Source organism: Campylobacter sp. IFREMER_LSEM_CL1846 (assembly GCF_025772105.1).
In the GTDB taxonomy this organism is placed as follows: Bacteria; Campylobacterota; Campylobacteria; order Campylobacterales; family Campylobacteraceae; genus Campylobacter_D; species Campylobacter_D lari_D.
The window spans coordinates 47,971-66,673 of sequence record NZ_JAKMRM010000007.1; the positions used below are offsets into that span (position 1 = coordinate 47,971).

The 18,703-nt window shown below is 31.5% G+C and carries 18 protein-coding genes and 1 tRNA gene; 16 read left to right on the plus strand and 3 right to left on the minus strand.

Annotation, left to right across the window (positions count from 1 at the left end; genetic code table 11):
* Positions 1-3: 3 nt before the first annotated feature.
* Positions 4-1,335 carry an anaerobic C4-dicarboxylate transporter family protein gene (locus L8W40_RS04670; RefSeq protein ID WP_220566809.1) on the plus strand — a complete coding sequence of 444 codons (1,332 nt, stop codon included), beginning with the start codon at positions 4-6 and terminating at the stop codon, positions 1,333-1,335.
* Positions 1,336-1,338: 3 nt separating this feature from the next.
* Here the strand turns inward: L8W40_RS04670 and L8W40_RS04675 are convergent, their stop codons facing one another.
* A complete protein-coding gene (locus L8W40_RS04675; protein ID WP_133319588.1) occupies positions 1,339-2,013 on the minus strand; it encodes a transcriptional regulator in 675 nt (224 codons plus the stop codon).
* 167 nt (positions 2,014-2,180) lie between these two features.
* Between L8W40_RS04675 and L8W40_RS04680 the strand changes: the two genes are divergently transcribed.
* The 7 genes from L8W40_RS04680 (at position 2,181) to feoB (ending at position 10,228) form a co-directional block, all read left to right on the plus strand.
* Positions 2,181-2,543, plus strand: a complete 363-nt coding sequence (locus L8W40_RS04680; RefSeq protein ID WP_044598311.1) for a Rid family detoxifying hydrolase — start codon at positions 2,181-2,183, stop codon at positions 2,541-2,543.
* A 3-nt stretch (positions 2,544-2,546) separates the two neighbouring features.
* The gene (dcuC, locus tag L8W40_RS04685; protein WP_263664793.1) at positions 2,547-3,986 is read left to right on the plus strand and encodes a C4-dicarboxylate transporter DcuC; all 1,440 of its coding nucleotides are present in this window, start codon (positions 2,547-2,549) and stop codon (positions 3,984-3,986) included.
* Positions 3,987-3,999: 13 nt separating this feature from the next.
* Positions 4,000-5,169 carry a trans-sulfuration enzyme family protein gene (locus tag L8W40_RS04690; protein ID WP_263664794.1) on the plus strand — a complete coding sequence of 390 codons (1,170 nt, stop codon included), beginning with the start codon at positions 4,000-4,002 and terminating at the stop codon, positions 5,167-5,169.
* Positions 5,170-5,172: 3 nt separating this feature from the next.
* Entirely contained in the window at positions 5,173-6,537 is a 1,365-nt protein-coding gene (purB, locus tag L8W40_RS04695; protein ID WP_263664795.1) for an adenylosuccinate lyase, read from the plus strand.
* A 6-nt stretch (positions 6,538-6,543) separates the two neighbouring features.
* Positions 6,544-7,884, plus strand: coding sequence for an MmgE/PrpD family protein (locus L8W40_RS04700; RefSeq protein WP_263664796.1), 1,341 nt, complete (start codon positions 6,544-6,546; stop codon positions 7,882-7,884).
* Between the two features lie 92 nt (positions 7,885-7,976).
* On the plus strand, positions 7,977-8,204 hold the full coding sequence (locus L8W40_RS04705) for a FeoA family protein (protein WP_039627920.1): 228 nt from the start codon (positions 7,977-7,979) through the stop codon (positions 8,202-8,204).
* Positions 8,204-10,228 carry a ferrous iron transport protein B gene (gene feoB / locus L8W40_RS04710; RefSeq protein WP_263664797.1) on the plus strand — a complete coding sequence of 675 codons (2,025 nt, stop codon included), beginning with the start codon at positions 8,204-8,206 and terminating at the stop codon, positions 10,226-10,228. The genes L8W40_RS04705 and feoB overlap by 1 nt, the downstream gene beginning before the upstream one ends.
* A gap of 15 nt (positions 10,229-10,243) precedes the next feature.
* Here feoB and tenA read toward each other — a convergent pair whose 3' ends face one another.
* Positions 10,244-10,909 carry a thiaminase II gene (gene tenA / locus L8W40_RS04715; protein ID WP_263664798.1) on the minus strand — a complete coding sequence of 222 codons (666 nt, stop codon included), beginning with the start codon at positions 10,907-10,909 and terminating at the stop codon, positions 10,244-10,246.
* Between the two features lie 145 nt (positions 10,910-11,054).
* On the opposite strand from tenA, the gene acpP reads away from it, so the two are divergent.
* The 4 genes from acpP to L8W40_RS04735 all read left to right on the plus strand — a co-directional run bounded on the left by acpP (position 11,055) and on the right by L8W40_RS04735 (position 13,610).
* Positions 11,055-11,288 (plus strand): acyl carrier protein, encoded by a 234-nt coding sequence (gene acpP, locus L8W40_RS04720; protein WP_039617517.1) that lies wholly within the window; start codon positions 11,055-11,057, stop codon positions 11,286-11,288.
* Between the two features lie 26 nt (positions 11,289-11,314).
* Complete coding sequence (locus tag L8W40_RS04725; protein ID WP_263664799.1) at positions 11,315-12,529, plus strand: beta-ketoacyl-ACP synthase II; 1,215 nt, start codon at positions 11,315-11,317, stop codon at positions 12,527-12,529.
* Position 12,530: 1 nt separating this feature from the next.
* The gene (locus tag L8W40_RS04730) at positions 12,531-13,466 is read left to right on the plus strand and encodes an acetyl-CoA carboxylase carboxyltransferase subunit alpha (RefSeq protein ID WP_263664800.1); all 936 of its coding nucleotides are present in this window, start codon (positions 12,531-12,533) and stop codon (positions 13,464-13,466) included.
* Between the two features lie 68 nt (positions 13,467-13,534).
* Positions 13,535-13,610 (plus strand) — tRNA-Phe (locus L8W40_RS04735).
* A gap of 3 nt (positions 13,611-13,613) precedes the next feature.
* On the opposite strand, the gene L8W40_RS04740 is transcribed toward L8W40_RS04735, so the two are convergent.
* On the minus strand, positions 13,614-14,411 hold the full coding sequence (locus L8W40_RS04740; protein ID WP_263664801.1) for a ferritin-like domain-containing protein: 798 nt from the start codon (positions 14,409-14,411) through the stop codon (positions 13,614-13,616).
* Positions 14,412-14,492: 81 nt separating this feature from the next.
* Here L8W40_RS04740 and L8W40_RS04745 point away from each other — a divergent pair, with 81 nt between their 5' ends.
* The 4 genes from L8W40_RS04745 to L8W40_RS04760 are packed head-to-tail and all read left to right on the plus strand — an operon-like array spanning position 14,493 to position 18,700.
* Positions 14,493-15,269 (plus strand): ABC transporter permease, encoded by a 777-nt coding sequence (locus L8W40_RS04745; RefSeq protein ID WP_263664802.1) that lies wholly within the window; start codon positions 14,493-14,495, stop codon positions 15,267-15,269.
* Positions 15,266-15,937 (plus strand): capsular polysaccharide export system, ATP-binding protein, encoded by a 672-nt coding sequence (locus tag L8W40_RS04750; protein ID WP_039617525.1) that lies wholly within the window; start codon positions 15,266-15,268, stop codon positions 15,935-15,937. The genes L8W40_RS04745 and L8W40_RS04750 overlap by 4 nt, the downstream gene beginning before the upstream one ends.
* Positions 15,927-17,042: a capsule biosynthesis protein gene (locus tag L8W40_RS04755; RefSeq protein WP_263664803.1), complete on the plus strand. Its 1,116-nt coding sequence runs from the start codon at positions 15,927-15,929 to the stop codon at positions 17,040-17,042. Before L8W40_RS04750 ends, L8W40_RS04755 begins: the two co-directional genes overlap by 11 nt.
* Positions 17,042-18,700 (plus strand): polysaccharide biosynthesis/export family protein, encoded by a 1,659-nt coding sequence (locus L8W40_RS04760; protein ID WP_263664804.1) that lies wholly within the window; start codon positions 17,042-17,044, stop codon positions 18,698-18,700. The genes L8W40_RS04755 and L8W40_RS04760 overlap by 1 nt, the downstream gene beginning before the upstream one ends.
* Positions 18,701-18,703: the final 3 nt, after the last annotated feature.

Consider the following 18,703-nt stretch of genomic DNA (forward strand, 5'->3'; position numbering starts at 1 on the left):
TAGATGGATATTATTTTTATACTTCAACTTTTTATTATTTTTTCTATGATAGCCATAGGTGGTAGATATGGTGGTATAGGACTTGGGGTTGCAGGTGGGCTTGGTATGTGTATTTTGGTGTTAGTTTTTGGTATGCAACCAGCTTCACTTCCTGTGAGTGTTGTGTTTATTATACTTGCTGTGATTACTTGCGTGAGTGTTTTGCAAAGCGCAGGCGGGCTTGATTTGCTAGTAAAAATAGCTGAAAAAGCATTAAAGAAAAAACCTCAAGCTATTGTTTTTATGGGCCCATTAATCACATCCACATTTACAATATTTTGTGGTACTACTTATGTGGCTTTTTCTATTTATCCAGTGATTGCTGAAGTAGCTGCTCAAGCTAAAATTCGTCCTGAAAGACCACTTTCAGTTTCAGTTATAGCAGCAGGTATTGCAGTGGTAGCTTCTCCTATGAGTGCAGCCACTGCAGGTATGGTAGCCATTTTAGCCATTAGTGGTGTAGGACTTGTTCAAATATTAGCTGTGGTAATGCCAGCATTTTTAATTGGTGTTATATGTGCTTGTTTGAGCGTTTTTAAAAGAGGAAAAGAGCTTGAGCAAGATGAGGAATTTCAAAGAAGAGTAAGAGCAGGGGAATATCAGTTTTTAACTCAAGATAAACAAGAAGATAAACAAGAAACAGATCCTAAAGTAAAAAGAGCTTTATTAATATTTGCTTTGGGGATTTTAACCATTATTTTCTTTGGGACTTTTACAAATTTGTTACCTCACTATGAGCTTGCAAATGGTAAAATAGAAAGACTTTCTACCCCAAATTTAATTCAAATGATCATGCTTGCAACAGCTTGTTTAATTATGCTTTTTGCTAAAGTTCCTGCTAATAAACTTGGTGAAGCTTCTGTATTTAAATCAGGACTTATAGGCGTTGTAGGGGTTTTTGGTATAGCTTGGATGACAGGGACATTTTTTGAAGCTTACAAGCCTTTATTTAGTGATTCTTTATCACATATTGTAGAAGATTATCCGTATTTATTTGGTGTAGCTTTATTTGCCTTTTCTATGGTGATTTTTTCTCCAGCTGCAACAGTAGCTGCTTTGATGCCCTTGGGTGTGAGTTTGGGAATTCCTCCTCAAATTCTTATCGTGCTTTATCCTTGTGTGAGTGGAGATTTTATAGTTCCAGGAGCTAATCAAATAGCTTGTGTGGCTTTTGATAGAACAGGCACAACAAAAATAGGAAAATTTGTGATCAATCACTCTTATTTAAGACCAGGTTTTGCTTTAATCATTGGTGCTGTTGTGAGTGCTTATTTTATATCGCAAATAGTTTTTTAGCTATTAAAGGCTATTTTTAAATTTTTGCAAATATCTATAGACGCTAGGTTCTGATATATTAAGTGACTTAGCAACTATAGGTATGCTTCCTTTTATATTAAAAATTCCCTTTGAATGAAGCTTTTTAATAATCTCATCTTTTTGTTCAGTGCTTAAGCTATATCCTGAATTTAAATATTTTAAGTCTATGTTTTCAGCTAGAATATCTTCTATAGAATGACTAAGTGTTTCTATATTACTCACATTGTGTAAATTTACATTGTTTTGATTGTGAATATCTAATAAATCACTAAAATCATTAATTTTTTCTAGTTCTATGATTTTACTAATAGCATTTCTAAGTTCTGTGGTGTCGTGATTTATACATAAAATTCCTACAATTTTATTTTGGTTTTTTATAAAAAAGGTTGATCCGGTAACGATCTTAGACTTTCCAACCTTTGCTTTGTAATCACATAAAAAATCTTTATTTAAATACTCTTTTTCTTGTACAAGCTCACTCGCAAAAGAGGTTAATGGAGAATTGATTGTCCTTCCGCTAATATGATTATTTGCAATGGCTGCTATATATGAACCCTCAGGTGAAATCACATGAAAAACTATTTCATACTGATCTCCAAGAACTTGCCCTAAAAATTGAGTGAGTTTGATAAATAATTCTTTTTGTTGTTCATCCATGATCTAGACCTTTTTGTTGTTTTTTGTTATTTTACAAAATATTTTCATCAAAGTTGTTAATATTTACAACAATAAAAAAAATTATTATTATGATAAAAAAATATTGACAATTTATTATTATGATGATAATATTATATTATGATTTCATTTAAACACAAGGAGTATACATGGCAAATTATCCAAAGGCTATAGGACCATATTCAGCTTATAGAGAAGCTAATGGTTTGTTATTTATTTCAGGACAACTTCCTATTAATCCACAAAGTGGAAACATAGAAAGTGAAGATGTAAAAGAACAAACAAGACAATCATTGTTAAATATCAAGGCTATATTAGAAGAAAATAATCTTTATTTTAATAATGTAGTTAAAACGACTTGCTTTTTAGCAAATATTGATGATTTTTTGGCTTTCAATGAGGTTTATTCTGAATTTTTCGCAGCCCCATATCCTGCAAGAAGTGCTTTTGCGGTAAAAGATCTTCCTAAAGGAGCAAAAGTGGAGATAGAGGTTATTGCTCATAAAGGATAGAGCATGTTGGGTTTATTTTTTGCAGGATGTTCTGTATTTTTACTTGTTTTTATGCTCTATAAAAAAATCAACGCCCACATGGCGTTGCTTTTAAGTGGTTTATTCTTGTTAGCTTTAGCAGGAATTTTTGGACTTTCTCCAATTATTAATGAAAAACAATCTTTACATTTAGGTCTTTTTGATATTTTCCAAGTAGTAAATACTAAAATGTCAAGTACTCTAGCAGGTCTTGGACTTACTTTAATGTGTATAGCAGGATTTTCTGCTTATATGGATCATGTAGGTGCAAGTTATGCTTTATTTAAAGTATTTGAAAGACCTTTAAAAGCTGTGAAATCACCTTATGTTTTATTGTTGGTTTCATATTTTGTGATCCAGTTTTTAGTGCTTTTTATACCTTCACATGCAGGTTTAGCACTTTTGCTTATGGTTACAATGTACCCTATTTTAGTGCGCTCAGGTGTTTCTAAGCTTTCTGCGCTTTCGATTATTGCTATTTGTCAATACATTGACCATGGCCCAGGAAGTGGTAATGTAATTTTAGCTGCAAAAACAGCTGAAATTGATCCTGCGGTATATTTTGTGCATTATCAGCTTCCTACAACTGTGCCTATTATCATAGCAGTGGGTATTGCGATTTATTTTTGCTCAAAATATTTTGATAAAAAAGAAAATTTCATATTTAACCGTGATGATGTTGAAAAAGAATTAGCAGAACATGATGGCAAAAGTGAAGAGCTTAAAAAGCCACCTAGAATTTATGCGATTTTACCTATTATACCTTTAGTGTTAATTTTGGGCTTTAGTAGTGTTTTAGATAGCATTATGGTGTTAATGGGATTTACTACCATGGAAGAAGTTAAAGCAGCTTCATCTACTGCAATTAGAATGAATGTGCCAGTTGCTATGATGATTTCAACTTTTATAGCAATTATTTTTGAAATCATTCGTTATAAAAGTTTAATTGATACTTTAAATTCTATCATGGTATTTTTCAAAGGTATGGGACATTTGTTTGTAATCACGGTTTCTTTGATCGTTTGTGGCCAAGTTTTTGCAAGTGGCCTTTTATCGGTTGGTTTTGTAGATACTTTAATAGATTTTGCAAAAGATGCAGGTTTTGGAGTGCTTGCTATCATCATAGCAGTTTCTATTTTACTTGCTGTGTGCGCATTTTTAATGGGTTCAGGAAATGCAGCATTTTTTTCTTTTGCACCACTCATTCCAAATATAGCAAAATCTTTTGGAGTTGAAACTATAACTATGATAGCACCTATCCAAATCATGACAGGTTTTGGTAGATGTGTTTCACCTATTGCACCAGCTATTTTGGCAATTTCAGCTATGGCTAAAGTAAATCCATTGCAAGTTGTAAAAAGAACAGCTATTCCTATGCTTGTAGCTGCTATTGTTAATGTGATTATGACTTATGTTTATTTGTAAAAAAGGACTTAAAATGAATAATAAAACTAAATTAATCCACCTAGGAAGAGGCGATCAAAGCGCTGAAGCAAGATCAGTTAATCCAACCTTAATGCGTGCATCAACCATACTTTTTAAAGATCATGCTACTTGGCAAAAATACCGCGAGCTAAGAAAAAATGAGCGTGTTTTAAGTTATGGTGCTAGAGGAACAGCTACAAATTTTGAACTTGAAAAACTTATTTGTGAGCTTGAGGGTGGTTATAGAGCACAACTTTTCCCAACAGGGCTTGCAGCATTAGCTATGGTGCTTTTAAATTATGCTAGTAAAGATGCTCATTTTTTAATCACTGATGCTATTTATGGACCTGTTAGAACAATTTGTGATTTATTTTTAACTAAAATGGGTGTAGAAATTGACTTTTTAAAAGCTGATGCTTCTGATGTAGAGGAAAAAATCAAACCAAACACAAAATTAATCCTTTGTGAAAGTCCAGGTTCTATACTTTATGAAATCATAGACTTACCAAAACTTTGTGAAATTGCACACAAACATAACATACCAGTAGCGATTGATAATACTTATTCAAGTGGGTATTTTTTAAATCCGCTTGAGCTTGGAGCAGATATTTCAGTAATTGCAGCGACTAAGTACTTAAGTGGGCATTCGGATGTTACTATGGGTATAGTAGTAATTAATGAAAAAGAATGGAAAAATTTTGACAAATTGCCAGAAGCTTTAGGATTTACTACAAGTCCTGATGATGCTTATTTAGTGCTTCGTGGTATGAGAACTTTAGATGTAAGAATGAAAGCACATGAAAAAAGTGCAGATGAGGTGGTAGAGTTTTTACAAAGTAGAAAAGAAGTTAAAACAATTTTTTATCCAAAATTAAAAACTCACCCAAACCATGAAGTTTTTATGCGTGATCATAAAGGCGCTAATGGTATGGTAACGATTGAATTTGCAGATGGTATTTCAAAAGAACAAGCTATTTTGTTTGTAGATAATTTAGAGTATTTTTCAATCGGTGCAAGCTGGGGTGGATATGAGAGTTTAGCTACTGTTACTACTCCACCAAGAACGGCAACAGATTGGAGCGCTAGAGGTCCTTTTGTGAGATTTCATATAGGTCTTGAAGATAGTAAGGATTTGATTGCTGATTTAAAACAAGCATTTGAAAAAATAAATTTTAAAGGATAAAACATGGGTGTGAGTGTATTTGATATGAGGTTGCTTCAAGATTCTTGGAGCACCTCTGCAATGAGAGCTATTTTTAGTGAAGAAAATAGAATTCAAAAATGGCTTGATGTAGAAGCTGCCCTGGCAAAAGCTCAAGCAAAACTTGGTATTATCCCTAATGAAGCAGCTATAGAAATAGCTAAAAAGGCTCATTATAAATTTATGGATATGGGTTTTATTTTTGCTGAGTTTAAAAAGACTAAACACCCTTTAGTGCCTACTGTTAGAGGTTTGGAAAAAGCTTGTGAAAATGGTCTTGGCGAATATGTGCATTTTGGTGTAACAACACAAGATATCATTGACACAGGCATAGTTTTACAATTTAAAGAAGCAATGGCTTTAATCAAACAAGATTTAAAAGATATAGCTAAAAATTTAGCAAAAATCGCAAAAGAGCATAAGAACACTGCAATGATGGGAAGAACTTTAGCTTTACAAGCTTTACCTATAACTTTTGGACACAAAGTTGCAATTTGGCTAAGTGAGCTTAATCGTCACTATGAAAGAATTATCGAACTTGAAAAAAGATTATATGTAGGATTAATCGTAGGTGCAGTGGGAACTAAAGCAAGCTTAAGTGACAAGGCTAATGAAGTAGAAAAACTTACTTTAGAAAGTTTAGGTTTAGAGGTTCCTGACATCTCATGGCAACCAGCAAGAGATCGTTTTATTGAGCTTGGTTATGTTTTAGGTAATATCAACGCAACCTTTAACAAAATTGCACATCAACTTTTAATCTTAGCTCATAATGAAATCGATGAAATTGCTGAGCCTTTTGGAAAAGGTCAAGTAGGAAGTTCTACTATGCCTCATAAAAGAAATCCCGCAGTAAGTGAAAACGCAGTGACTGTAAGTAATGCCCTAAGAGCTAATATTGCAATTTTAAGCGATATAGAAAGACATGAGCATGAAAGAGATGGTCAAGTTTGGAAAATGGAATGGAAGCTTTTACCAGAAGCATTTTTAATGCTTTCAGTGGTATTAGCAAATATGAAATTTGTCTTTGATGATTTAGAAGTTAAAAAAGACAAAATGTTAAAAAATCTTGATACGCTTAATGGCTTTGTGTTAGCAGAACGTGTAATGTTTGCTTTGAGTGATCATTATGGTAAGCAACATGCACATGAAATTGTTTATGAAAATGCTATGAGAGGTATAGAAAATCATAAAACTTTTAAAGTTGTTTTACTTGAAGATGAGCGTGTAAGTAAGGTTTTAAGTGAAAAAGACATTGATGTTTTAATGGATGCTACAACTTATGTAGGTTATGCACCAAAATTAGTTGATGAGTTCTTAGAAAAAATCGCTAATGCACAAATTCTAAAGTAGGAAAAAATGTATTTAAGTGAAAAACTAGCCGAATTTATCGTAAATTTAGACTATGAAGCTATTCCTAGTGAAGTAAAACAAAGAGCAAAAGAGCTTATGCTTGATGCACTAGGAACAGCCCTAGCTGCTAAAAATGAAGCTTGTGTTTTAAATGCAACTAAGGCTTTTGAAGCTTTAAGCGTAAATCCTAGTGAAAAAATTTGGAGTGGGGATAAAAAGCTTGATGTAATTTATACTGCGATGGTAAATGCTATTGCAGCGCATGCCCTTGATTTTGATGATACTCATACTGAAGCTATTTTGCACGCTAGTGCTATTTTAACCCCGCTTTGTTTAACTTATGGATTTAGCGTAAATAAAGATGGAAAGAAAGTTTTAAAAGCCTTTATTATTGGTTGGGAAATTGCTGCTAGAGTGGGTATAGCAAGCAAAGGAAGTTTCCACAAATGCGGCTTTCATACTACAGCTATAGCAGGAATTTTTGGTAGTGTGGCTGCAAGTTGTGTTTTGCTTGATTTAAACAAAGATCAAATCATTAATGCATTAGGTTTAGCAGGAAGTTTTGCAAGTGGGGTAAATGAGTTTTTATCCAATGGTTCTAATTCTAAAGTTTTACACATAGCTAATGCTTTGAAAAATGGAATTTTAGTAGCAAATTTCGCAAAAGCTAATATGAGCGGTCCTTTGAGTATATTTGAAGGAAGGGATAATATCTTTAGAACTTTTGGCTTAGAAGATGAATGTGATAAAAATGAACTTTGTAAGGGGTTGAATGAAATTTGGCAAGTAATGCAAGTTTCGTTAAAACCTTATCCAAGTTGTCATTTTGCACATGGGCTTATTGATTGTGCTATGAGTTTAAGGAACGATGGCTTAAAAGCGCAAGATATCAAAAGTTTGCATTGCTTTGTAGATGAAGTACCAATTTCATTTATTTGTGATCCAATAGAAGCAAAATACACTCCACAAAGTGCTTATGCGGCCAAATTTTCCATGCCTTTTTTAATGGCCTTGGCATTTTTTGATGGCAAAATTACTTTAAAATCTTATGAAAATTTAAATAGAGCTGAACTAATAGAATTTGCTAAAAAAATTAGCTATGAGAAGAAAAAATCTAGCGGTTTCCCTAAATACTTTCCAGGACATTTAGAAGCTGTTTTAAATGATGGAAGAGTAATTAAAAAAGATGTGTTTATAAATAAAGGAAATTTTGATAATCCTTTAAGTTTTGATGAATTAAAAGATAAATTTCTTTCTAATGCTAGCATAGCACTTTCTTTAGAAAAGGCTGAGGAATTAGTCAAAAAGCTTCAAAATTTAGAAAATCTAAATGATTTTGATTTCTAGCAATCTCATTTTTTGAGATTGCTTATTATTTTAAAAAATAAATAATTGAATTTTTTATATAATGTCTTATCTTAGTTTTTGTAAGGAAAAACATGACTTTAGATACATTAAAAGACAATGAAGAAGCCTTTATAGTAGGCTTTGAAGCAGATAAACAACTCCAAGCAAGACTTTTTAGTTTTGGTTTTGCAAAAAACAAAAAAGTTAAAAAAATTCGCTCTTCTATAGCAAATTCTACTATTATGGTAGAACTTGATACAACTTGCGTGATTTTACGCTCAAGTGAAGCAAAAATAATACAAATTTCAAAAGAGTTTTAATGAAAGAAATCATCGTTGCTTTAGTAGGTCAGCCAAATGTTGGTAAAAGTTTATTAATTAACGCACTTTGCAAGGCTAATATGAAAGTTGGAAATTTTAGTGGTGTTACGGTTGAAAAGGCTGAGGCTAGATTAATTTATAAAAATTATGAGTTTAAATTTATAGATTTACCAGGAACTTATGCATTAGATGGTTATAGCGAAGAAGAAAAAATTACAAAAGATTTTTTAAAAAAGGGTAAATTTGATCTTGTGGTAAATGTGCTTGATTCTACAAATTTAGAGCGTAATTTGATTTTGAGTGCATCTTTAATAGAAGCTAAAATCAAAATGATTATGGCTTTAAATATGCAAGATGAAGCTAAAAATGAAGGTTTTAGTATAGATTTTAAAATTTTATCCCAACTTCTAAATACACCTTGTCTTGGCGTGTGCGCTAAAACTAAAGAAAATCTAAATGCACTTTTGGATTTAATCATTTCAACCCATGAAGCTAAATTTGAAGCTAAAGAGCGTGTTTATAGTGATATCATAGAAGAAGAACTTGCAAAAATAAGTGAATTTTTAAATCAAAATGAAATTACTTATTTAGATTTTTCTACAAAAGATTTGGCGCTTGCTTTACTTAAAAATGAAGCCAATATAGTCATTTCACACGCTTTGAGAAAAATACTTGATGAAGCTTTAGAAAAAATTTATATGGCATATCATAGCAAAGATATGGAAAGTATTTTTAAAGAAGAACTGATTGCTTTTGCAAATGGTATATGTGTTAAAGTTTTAAGTAAGGGTGTTAAGTATAAAAATCATACTAAAGAAATAGACTCTATTTTAATCAATAAATTTTTAGGAATTCCTATATTTTTGTTTTTTATGTGGGCTTTATTTCAACTAACCTTTACTTTAGGTCAAATCCCTATGGATTATATAGAAATGTTTTTTGCTAATTTAGGTGATATGGTAAAAAATAATATTAGCAATGAATTTATCGCTTCAGCCTTAGCTGATGGTGTTTTAGGTGGAGTCGGTGCGGTTATAACTTTTTTACCAAATATTATGATTTTATTTTTTGGTATAGCCTTGCTTGAAACAACTGGATATATGGCTAGGGTTGCATTTTTATTAGATGGAATTTTATACAAATTTGGCTTACATGGTAAAAGTTTTATCCCTTTAATCACGGGTTTTGGCTGTTCAGTACCTGCATTTATGGCTACAAGAACTTTAAAAAATAAAAAAGATAGACTATTAACTCTTTTTATTATTAATTTTATGAGTTGTGGCGCAAGACTTCCTGTATATGTGCTTTTTGTTGGAGTGTTTTTTCCTACTGATGTGGCGGGAAATTATCTTTTTGGGATTTATCTTTTGGGTGCGTTTTTGGGTTTGATTGCAGCTAAGATTTTAAGAATGAGCGCTTTTAGAGGACAAGATGAACCTTTTGTAATGGAAATGCCAAAATATAGAATGCCAAATTGGAATTTGGTATGGTTTATGGTGTTTAACAAAGCCAAAATGTATTTAAAAAAAGCAGGAACATTTATTTTAATAGCTTCTTTGCTTATTTGGTTTGCAAGTAATTTTCCTGCACAAGAAAATAATACTCAAGATGCTTTAACTCAAGAGTTTCAGATAGAAAATAGTTATCTTGGACAATTTGGCAAAGCAATAGAGCCTATTTTTGCACCACTTGGCTTTGATTGGAAACTTAGTGTATCTTTGGTAAGTGGTTTAGCGGCTAAAGAAGTGATGATTTCTACTATGGGTGTGCTTTATTCTTTAGGTGATGAAGTTGATGAGACAAGTTTAAATTTACAAGAAGCTATAAAAGAAAACATCCCTTTTAACACAGCAGTAGCTTTTATACTTTTTGTTATGATTTATAATCCTTGCTTTGCAGCAACTATAGTTTTTGCTAAAGAAGCGGGAAATAAAAAATATGCATGGTATCTTTTTATATTTACATCTTTATGTGCGTATTTGATCGCTTTTGTAGGGATTAATATTACTAAATTGATAATTTAATCATCTTTATGATGATTAAATTTCCATTTTTTGCTCTAAAGAGTGTTGCCAAAAGGCCGTTTCAAGTCTTATAGTAGTATAAAAAATTTCGTTTAATTTTTTAAATTTTTCTTCACTAATGCTATTTGCATAAGAATTAAAAAAGTCTTTAAATTCTTTAATTTCATCTTGAAATTCTTTACCTGCATAGGTTAAAATCCACTCTTTGTAAGGATGATTTTCTAAGCTTTTTTCATTAAGTCCTTTATAAATTTCTTCCCCTATATATGCATAACCTATAGCACAAGCACTCAAAGCACACAGCATATCCAAATAATCTCCATTTTGTCCCACACTTAGTAAGTATCTTGTATAAGCAATATTAGTTAAACTTTCATCTTTATAGTCAAGTTTTTCTACATTAATGCCTAGTTTTAAAATACTTCTGTGAAGTTCCAATTCTCCTTCTAAAGTGTAGTTTTGATTTTTAATGGCAAATTGAATTTCTTTAGCATTATTTGCATTTAAAGCAAGCAAAGCATAGCATTTTGCATAATTATTTAAAAAAATATAATCTTGTTTAAGATAAAACAAAAATGTATCTTTTTTTAAAGTACCATTTTGAAGTTTTTTTACAAATTCATGATAGATGTATTGCTCCCAAGTTTTTTTATTTTCTTTTATAAGTTTATCCAAAAGCATAAATTTCCTTTGCTAAAATTTAAGCTTTTATTTAAACACAGATAATTAAATTTTTCGTAATAATCTTTAATTTTTAACTTTTTAAACAAGAAATTTATTTTTTTATTGTAAAATGCGTTTTAATTTTTTAAACTAGGAGATAAAAATGGCAATTTTTGATGATGTAAAAAAAGTAGTTGTTGAGCAACTTAGTGTTGATGAAGATGCAGTTAAAATGGAATCTAAAATCATTGAAGATTTGGGTGCTGACTCTTTGGATGTTGTTGAATTAGTTATGGCTTTAGAAGAAAAATTTGATGTGGAAATTCCAGACAGTGATGCTGAAAAACTAGTAAAAATTGAAGATGTTGTTAATTATATAGAAAATCTTCAAAAATAATTTTAATTTTTAATAAGGAGTGCGGTTTGAAACGCGTTGTAGTAACAGGTATAGGAATGATCAATGCTCTTGGCTTAGACAAAGATAGCTCATTTAAGGCAATTTGTGATGGCAAAAGTGGCGTTGATAAAATCACCCTTTTTGATACCACTGATTTTCCAGTGCAAATTGCTGCTGAAGTAAAAAATTTTGATCCTTTAAGTGTCTGTGATGCTAAAGAGGTTAAGAAGATAGATCGTTTTATACAACTTGGTATTAAAGCAGCAAGAGAAGCTATGGAAGATGCTAAATTTGATGAAACTTTAAACAAAGAAGAATTTGGTGTAGTTTCAGCAGCTGGTATAGGTGGTTTACCAAATATAGAAAAAAATTCCGTTACTTGCGCACAGCGTGGACCACGCAAAATAACTCCTTTTTTCATACCATCAGCTTTAGTTAATATGCTTGGTGGGATTATTTCAATCGAGCATGGATTGCAAGGACCAAATATCTCATGCGTAACTGCTTGTGCAGCAGGAACTCATGCTATAGGCGAAGCTTATAAAAGCATAGCTTTAGGCAATGCAGATAAAATGCTTGTAGTGGGAGCTGAAGCAGCTATTTGTGCTGTAGGTATAGGTGGCTTTGCTGCTATGAAAGCTCTTTCTACTAGAAATGATGATCCAGCTAAGGCTTCAAGACCATTTGATAAAGAAAGAGATGGTTTTGTGATGGGTGAAGGTGCTGGTGCTTTGGTTTTTGAAGAGTATGAGGCTGCTAAAAAGCGTGGAGCTAAAATTTATGCTGAGTTGGTAGGTTTTGGCGAAAGTGCAGATGCACATCATATCACTTCACCTACTTTAGAAGGGCCATTGCGTGCTATGAAAAAAGCCTTAAAAATGGCAGGAAATCCAAAAGTAGATTATATTAATGCACACGGAACTTCTACTCCAGTAAATGATAAAAATGAAACAGCAGCTATTAAAGAACTTTTCAAAGATCAAATTCCTTTAGTTAGTTCTACAAAAGGTCAAACAGGTCATTGCTTGGGTGCTGCTGGTGCTATTGAAGCTGTTATTTCTTTAATGGCGCTTGATCAAGGTGTATTACCGCCAACTATCAATCAAATCGTAGCAGATGAAAATTGTGATCTTGACTATATACCAAATACTGCAAGAAAAAACGAAGTTAATGTAGTAATGAGCAATTCTTTTGGTTTTGGTGGAACAAATGGTTGTGTGATCTTCAAAAAAGTAGATTAATATGGCTTCTTATTTAGATTTTGAAAAAAATATTCAGCAAATTGATGAGGATTTAGCAAATGCTAAAATCAAAGGCGATGATGAAGCAGTAAAAATTTTAGAAAAAAACCTTGAAAAAGAAACTCAAAAAGTTTATAAAAATTTAAGCGATTACCAACGCTTACAGCTTGCAAGACATCCTGATCGTCCTTATGCGCTTGATTATATTCAAGCTATACTAAGTGACGCTTATGAAATTCATGGCGATCGTGCTTTTAGAGATGATCCTGCTATTGTGTGTTATGCAGGTTATATAGGTGGGAAAAAAATTATTGTTATAGGTGAGCAAAAAGGTAGAGGTACTAAAGATAAGCTTCATAGAAATTTTGGTATGCCTCATCCTGAAGGTTATAGAAAAGCTCTAAGAGTAGCAAAAATGGCTGAAAAATTTGACATACCGGTATTGTTTTTAGTAGATACTCCAGGTGCTTACCCAGGAGTGGGTGCTGAAGAGCGTGGTCAAAGTGAGGCTATAGCTAGAAATTTATATGAGTTAAGTGCCCTTAAAACAATCACTATAGCAGTAGTTATAGGCGAAGGTGGAAGTGGTGGTGCTTTAGCTATAGGAGTAGCTGATAAACTTGCTATGATGAAAAATTCAGTTTTTTCTGTGATTTCACCTGAGGGTTGTGCTGCTATTTTATGGAATGATCCATCAAAAAGTGAAGCTGCTACTAAGGCGATGAAAGTAACTGCTGATGATTTAAAAACCCAAGGTTTAATAGATGATGTCATCGAAGAGCCAATAAGTGGAGCTCATAGAGATAAAGAAAAGGCGATAAAAAATTTGAGTGATTATGTCTTAAAAGCTATAGAAGAGTTAGAACAATACGATAAACGTGAATTAGCTGCATTAAGAATGCAAAAAATCTTTAAATTTGGAGCTTTTGCTGAATAATTTGCATTTTTATGCAAATTTCAACTTTTTTTAAAAAAACTATTGTATAATTAAAACTTCAATTCAGTGGTTGGATAGCTCAGTCGGTAGAGCAGCAGACTGAAAATCTGCGTGTCGGCAGTTCGATTCTGCCTCTAACCACCATCTTTATTTTCTATTATAAAAATCATCTAATTTTTGAAGTTCATTTTCGTTAAACCCTGCTTGTATTCTAGCTGTTTTATTATATACTTTTCCTAAAAGATTAAATTCTTTATATTTGGCGCAAAGATCAAGGTAATCATCATTTTCATTTTTTGCATAATTCCACCAAAAATCTCCTTTATTTACATGTTTAATCTCATCATTTAATATAATGGTAAAAATTTCACCAAATAAACTTTTTATAGGATGATTAGTTGTGTTTAATTTTTCTAAGACAAAAGGATTGGCATCAAGTCCTTTTGCTTCAAGTCCTCTATGCACTATGCCCATTCTGTGAGCAAGATTATCTTTGGTTAAAAATAAGGCTTTTTCAAGATTATCATGGGCATAGAAATCTCCATATTTAAAACCAAGTTCATTTAAAGTTTTTTCTAAAAGTAAAAAATGCTTAATTTCCTCATCAGTTACCTCAAGCCAATCTTGATAAAATTTCAATGGCAAATTTTTAAATCTATAACTAGCATCTAAGGCCAAATTTATAGCACTATATTCTATATGTGCAACTGAATGTAATATTTTAGCTAAAGATAAAGTACTATTTGCTTCTTTTGGACGCCTTATTTTCATAGGATGAAGGATTTTAACTTGTGAGTTTTCACAAATGATCGCTTCATGGGAATGATTAAAATCATATAAATTAGCTTTAAAATTTTCATAAAACTCATTAAATAATTCAATCTTTTTGAAAATATCTTTATGATATAAAATTTTTTCTAATTCCTCAAAAAAATTTCTTTTCATTTTTAAACCTTGTTAAATATTATATAAGATAAAAAAGTATAATATAAAAATTTTGAAAATTTAAAAAGGTTTGCTAAAAATATGTTTAATGTCATACATGCTCTTTTTTTTAGAGAGTTAAAGACAAGATTTGGTATTAATAAATATTTGGGCTATTTTTGGGTAATCGGAGAACCTATGATGGTAATTTTAGTGATTACTTCTATAATCACACTTATTAGAGAGTTTCATCATCAAATCATGCCTGAAGGTGTTTCTATCTTTTTGTTTTTAGCAGTAGGAATTATACCTTTTTTTATGTTTAGAAGTATTATTACTCAGCTTTTAAATGGTATAGGATCAAATTTAACTCTTTTTGCTTATAAGCCTATTCGCCCTATACATGTTTTTATCGCAAGAGCATTGCTTGAGTTTTGTATTTATTTTACTATTTTTATTTGTGTAATGTTTTTAGCAGGTTGGTTTTTGCATATGCAAGTTATACCTAAGCATTTTTTAGAAGTGATGTTTTCGCTTTTTTTGCTTGTGGTATTTGGCTTTGCTATGGGAATGTGTTTTGCTATAGCAGGGCATTTTGCAGAGCCTTTAAAAATGGCATTAAATTATTTAAATATAGTTTTATACTGGACAGCTTTGGTGGTATTTCCTATATGGATAGTTCCAAAACCTATTTTGGATATTTTATATTATAATCCACTTTTACATATTATGGAACTTTTAAAATATAATTTTTTTCAAAATTACCCATTACTTGATGATTATAATTACTATTATCCTATTACATGTTTGAGTGCGATTTTGTTTTTGGGATTGTTTTTTTATTATTTTACTAGAGAAAAGCTGATAGCGGTGCGATGATAAAATTAGTTAATTTAACAAAATCTTTTCCTTTACGCAATGGTGGAAGGCATTATGTTTTTAAAAACTTAAGTTTTGAATTCCCTGAAAATTGCAGTATAGGTTTAATGGGGCGCAATGGTGCCGGAAAATCAACCTTAATGAAACTTTTAAGCGGCTCCTTGCTTCCTGATAGAGGTAAGATTATAACTAATAAAAAACTATCTTGGCCTCTAGGCTTAGCAGGTGCGTTTCAACATAGACTTTCAGCAAGAGATAATGCACGCTTTGTAGCTAGAGTATATGGTTATAAAGGAAAGGCTTTAGAAGAAAAGATTAAATTTGTTGAAGATTTTGCTGAGCTTGGAAAATTTTTCGATGAGCCTATGAATACTTACTCAGCTGGTATGAGCGCTAGAATATCTTTTGGCTTAAGTATGGCTTTTGATTTTGATTATTATTTAATTGACGAAGCAGGTGCTGTGGGAGATCCTAAATTTAGAGAAAAAAGCTCTAAAATCTATAAAGAAAAGCTAAGCCAGTCAAAAGTTATCATGGTTTCGCATAATGTAGCTGAAATTAAACAATGGTGTGATAAAATTATATTCATGCAAGATGGACAAGCTACTATATATGATGATGTAGATGAGGGTATAGCGGTGTATCAAGGAAAAATAAATGCAAAATGAGTTATTAAAAAAACTTAAAAATTTAGAAATATTTAATTCTTTTAAAATAGTATTGATTTTGACAGCATTTGTTGTATTTTATTATATTTTTATAGCAGCAAATCGCTATGTGAGTGAAAGTGTTTTAAGTGTGAAATCAACCACAGGAGATAGCGGAGCTATTACTGGAATTGCCGCATTTTTGACTAATAATTCTTTTTCAAGCGAGGATATTAATTATTTAAAATCTTATATTCATTCTTTAGATATGTTAAATATCTTAGAAGAAAAAGTTCAAATTCATGAGTTATATCAAAAACAAAAACTTGATTTTTTTTATAGTATTTCCTCATCAGCCAATCAGGAAGAGTTTTTAAAGTATTATCAAAACCGTGTTAAAATTACTCAAGAAAACTCAGCTAATGGGCTTTTGCGTGTAGAAGTTGAAGGTTTTGATCCACAAAGTGCACATTTGATAGCTTCAACTATAGTTAAAGAAAGTGAAAAATTTATCAATGAAATTTCACACAAAGCCGCAAGAGATCAAATGCAATTTGCTGAAGAAGAACTTTTGCAGTTTAAAAAAAGATATCAAAAGGCTAAAGATGAGCTTTTAGCTTTTCAAAACAAATATGGAGTATTTGATCCACTCAAACAAGCAGAGGGCACTCTAAAACTCATAGCTGAACTTGAATCAAAAATAGCAGCCAAAGAAGCTGAGCTTTTAATGATGCAAAGTTATATAAACGATAATGCACCACAAATTGTTACTATAAAAAGTGAAATCACAGCCTTAAAAAAACAACTTCAAAAAGAAAAATCCAAAGTTTCATCCCCAAAATCCTCTCAAAAACTCAACGATCTTGCAGCTAAATTCCAAGATCTAACCATAGAAGCAGGTTTTGCAGAAAGTGCTTACACAGCTGCATTAAAAGCTTATGAGAGTGCTAGGATAGAGGCCTTAAGAAAGATAAAGCAGGTGGTTATAGTTCAAAGTCCAAGCTTACCTCAAAGTGCTAAATATCCAGAAGTTTTGTATAATATACTCACAGCTTTTGTGATTTTATCTTTGATTTATGGAATTGTTAAATTTATTAAAATGATTATAGAGGAGCATAGATACTAATGAGAAAGATATTTTTACTTTTACTTTTACCTTTGTTTTTATTTTCTGCAGTAGATGTTTCTCAAATTGCGAAAATTCAAAATCGACCATTAGCTCCATCTTTAGAGCCACAAATTATAAATTATGATAACAACCAAAGTGATTTTAATCAAACTCAAGCTCCGATAACTAAAGTTTTTGGTGCGCATTTGTTTAACGGAAACTTTACTAAATTTACCCAACATGTTTATAATCCTGATTATAAATTAGCAGTAGGCGATAGGATTAATGTAAAAATTTGGGGCGCAGTAGAGTTTATACAAACCTTAACAGTAGATTCTCAAGGAAATATTTTTATACCAAAAGTAGGTGCGATTAATCTTTTGGGTGTGAAAAATAGTGCTTTGGTTCAAGTTATTACAAAAGCTATTAATAAAATCTATAAAAGCAATGTCTATGTATATGCAGATATGGATATTTATCAAAATGTATCAGTTTTTGTTACAGGAAATGTGAATCAACCAGGTCTTTATCAAGGACTAAGTTCGGATTCTATTATACAGTATTTAGATAAAGCAAGTGGAATTAATTTAGAATATGGTAGTTTTAGAGATATTCAAATTTTAAGAGATAATAAAGTCATTAAAAAGGTAGATTTATATGACTTTTTACTTAAGGGTCAGCTTGATCTTTTTCCTTTTAGAATGGGTGATGTGATCTTAGTGGGTAGTGTGCAAAAGTATGTTTTTGTAGAAGGAGATGTGCAAAAACCTTTTAGGTTTGAGCTCAGTAATGATATTTTAAATTTAGAAGATATAGCCAAAGTTGCAGGAGCTAAACCTATAGTAACTAATGCTGTGGTAAAAAGCTATAGAGATGATCATAAATTACATGTAGATGCGTATAGTAAAAAGCAGTTTTTAGGTGTGAAATTATACAATGGCGATGAGATAGAGTTTAGACCTGATTATACTGCGCAAAATATTAGCATTAGCATAGAAGGTGAGCATAGCGGGTTGCATTCTATGGTAATAAAAAAAGGCACAACTTTAGCTGAACTTGCTAAAATGATTACAGTTAATGATCAATCAAACATCAACGCCTTGCAGGTTTTTAGAAAAAGCGTAGCAGCTACTCAAAAACAGCTTATTGAGGCTCAACTTAAGGAGCTTGAAACGCTAGCTCTAACAAGCTCTTCAGTTAATGCTGAGCAAGCTAGTATTAGAGCTACTCAAGCTAAGACGATTTTAGAATTTATTGCACGTGCAAAGCAAGCTCAACCAAAAGGACAAATCGTTATAGATAATGTCAAAGCGTATAATTCTATAGTATTAGAAGAAGGTGATGTAGTAAATGTACCTAGTAAAAATAATCTTGTTTTAGTTCAAGGTGAAGTTTCTATACCAGGTGCATTTGTGTATATGGATAAAGAAAAATTAAGATATTATATCAACTTAGCGGGTGGCTTTAGCGATAGAGCTGATATATCAAGGGTTTTAGTGATTAATGCTAATGGTAAAGCAACTAAATACAGTGGTAGAAGTTCAGTAGATATTAAAGCAGGAGATTCAATTTTAGTTTTGCCAGAAGTAGATAGTCAAAATTTACAAATTTTTAGCATGTTAACACAAATTTTATACCAAATAGCTATTGCAACTAATGTAGTGTTAAATATATAGGAA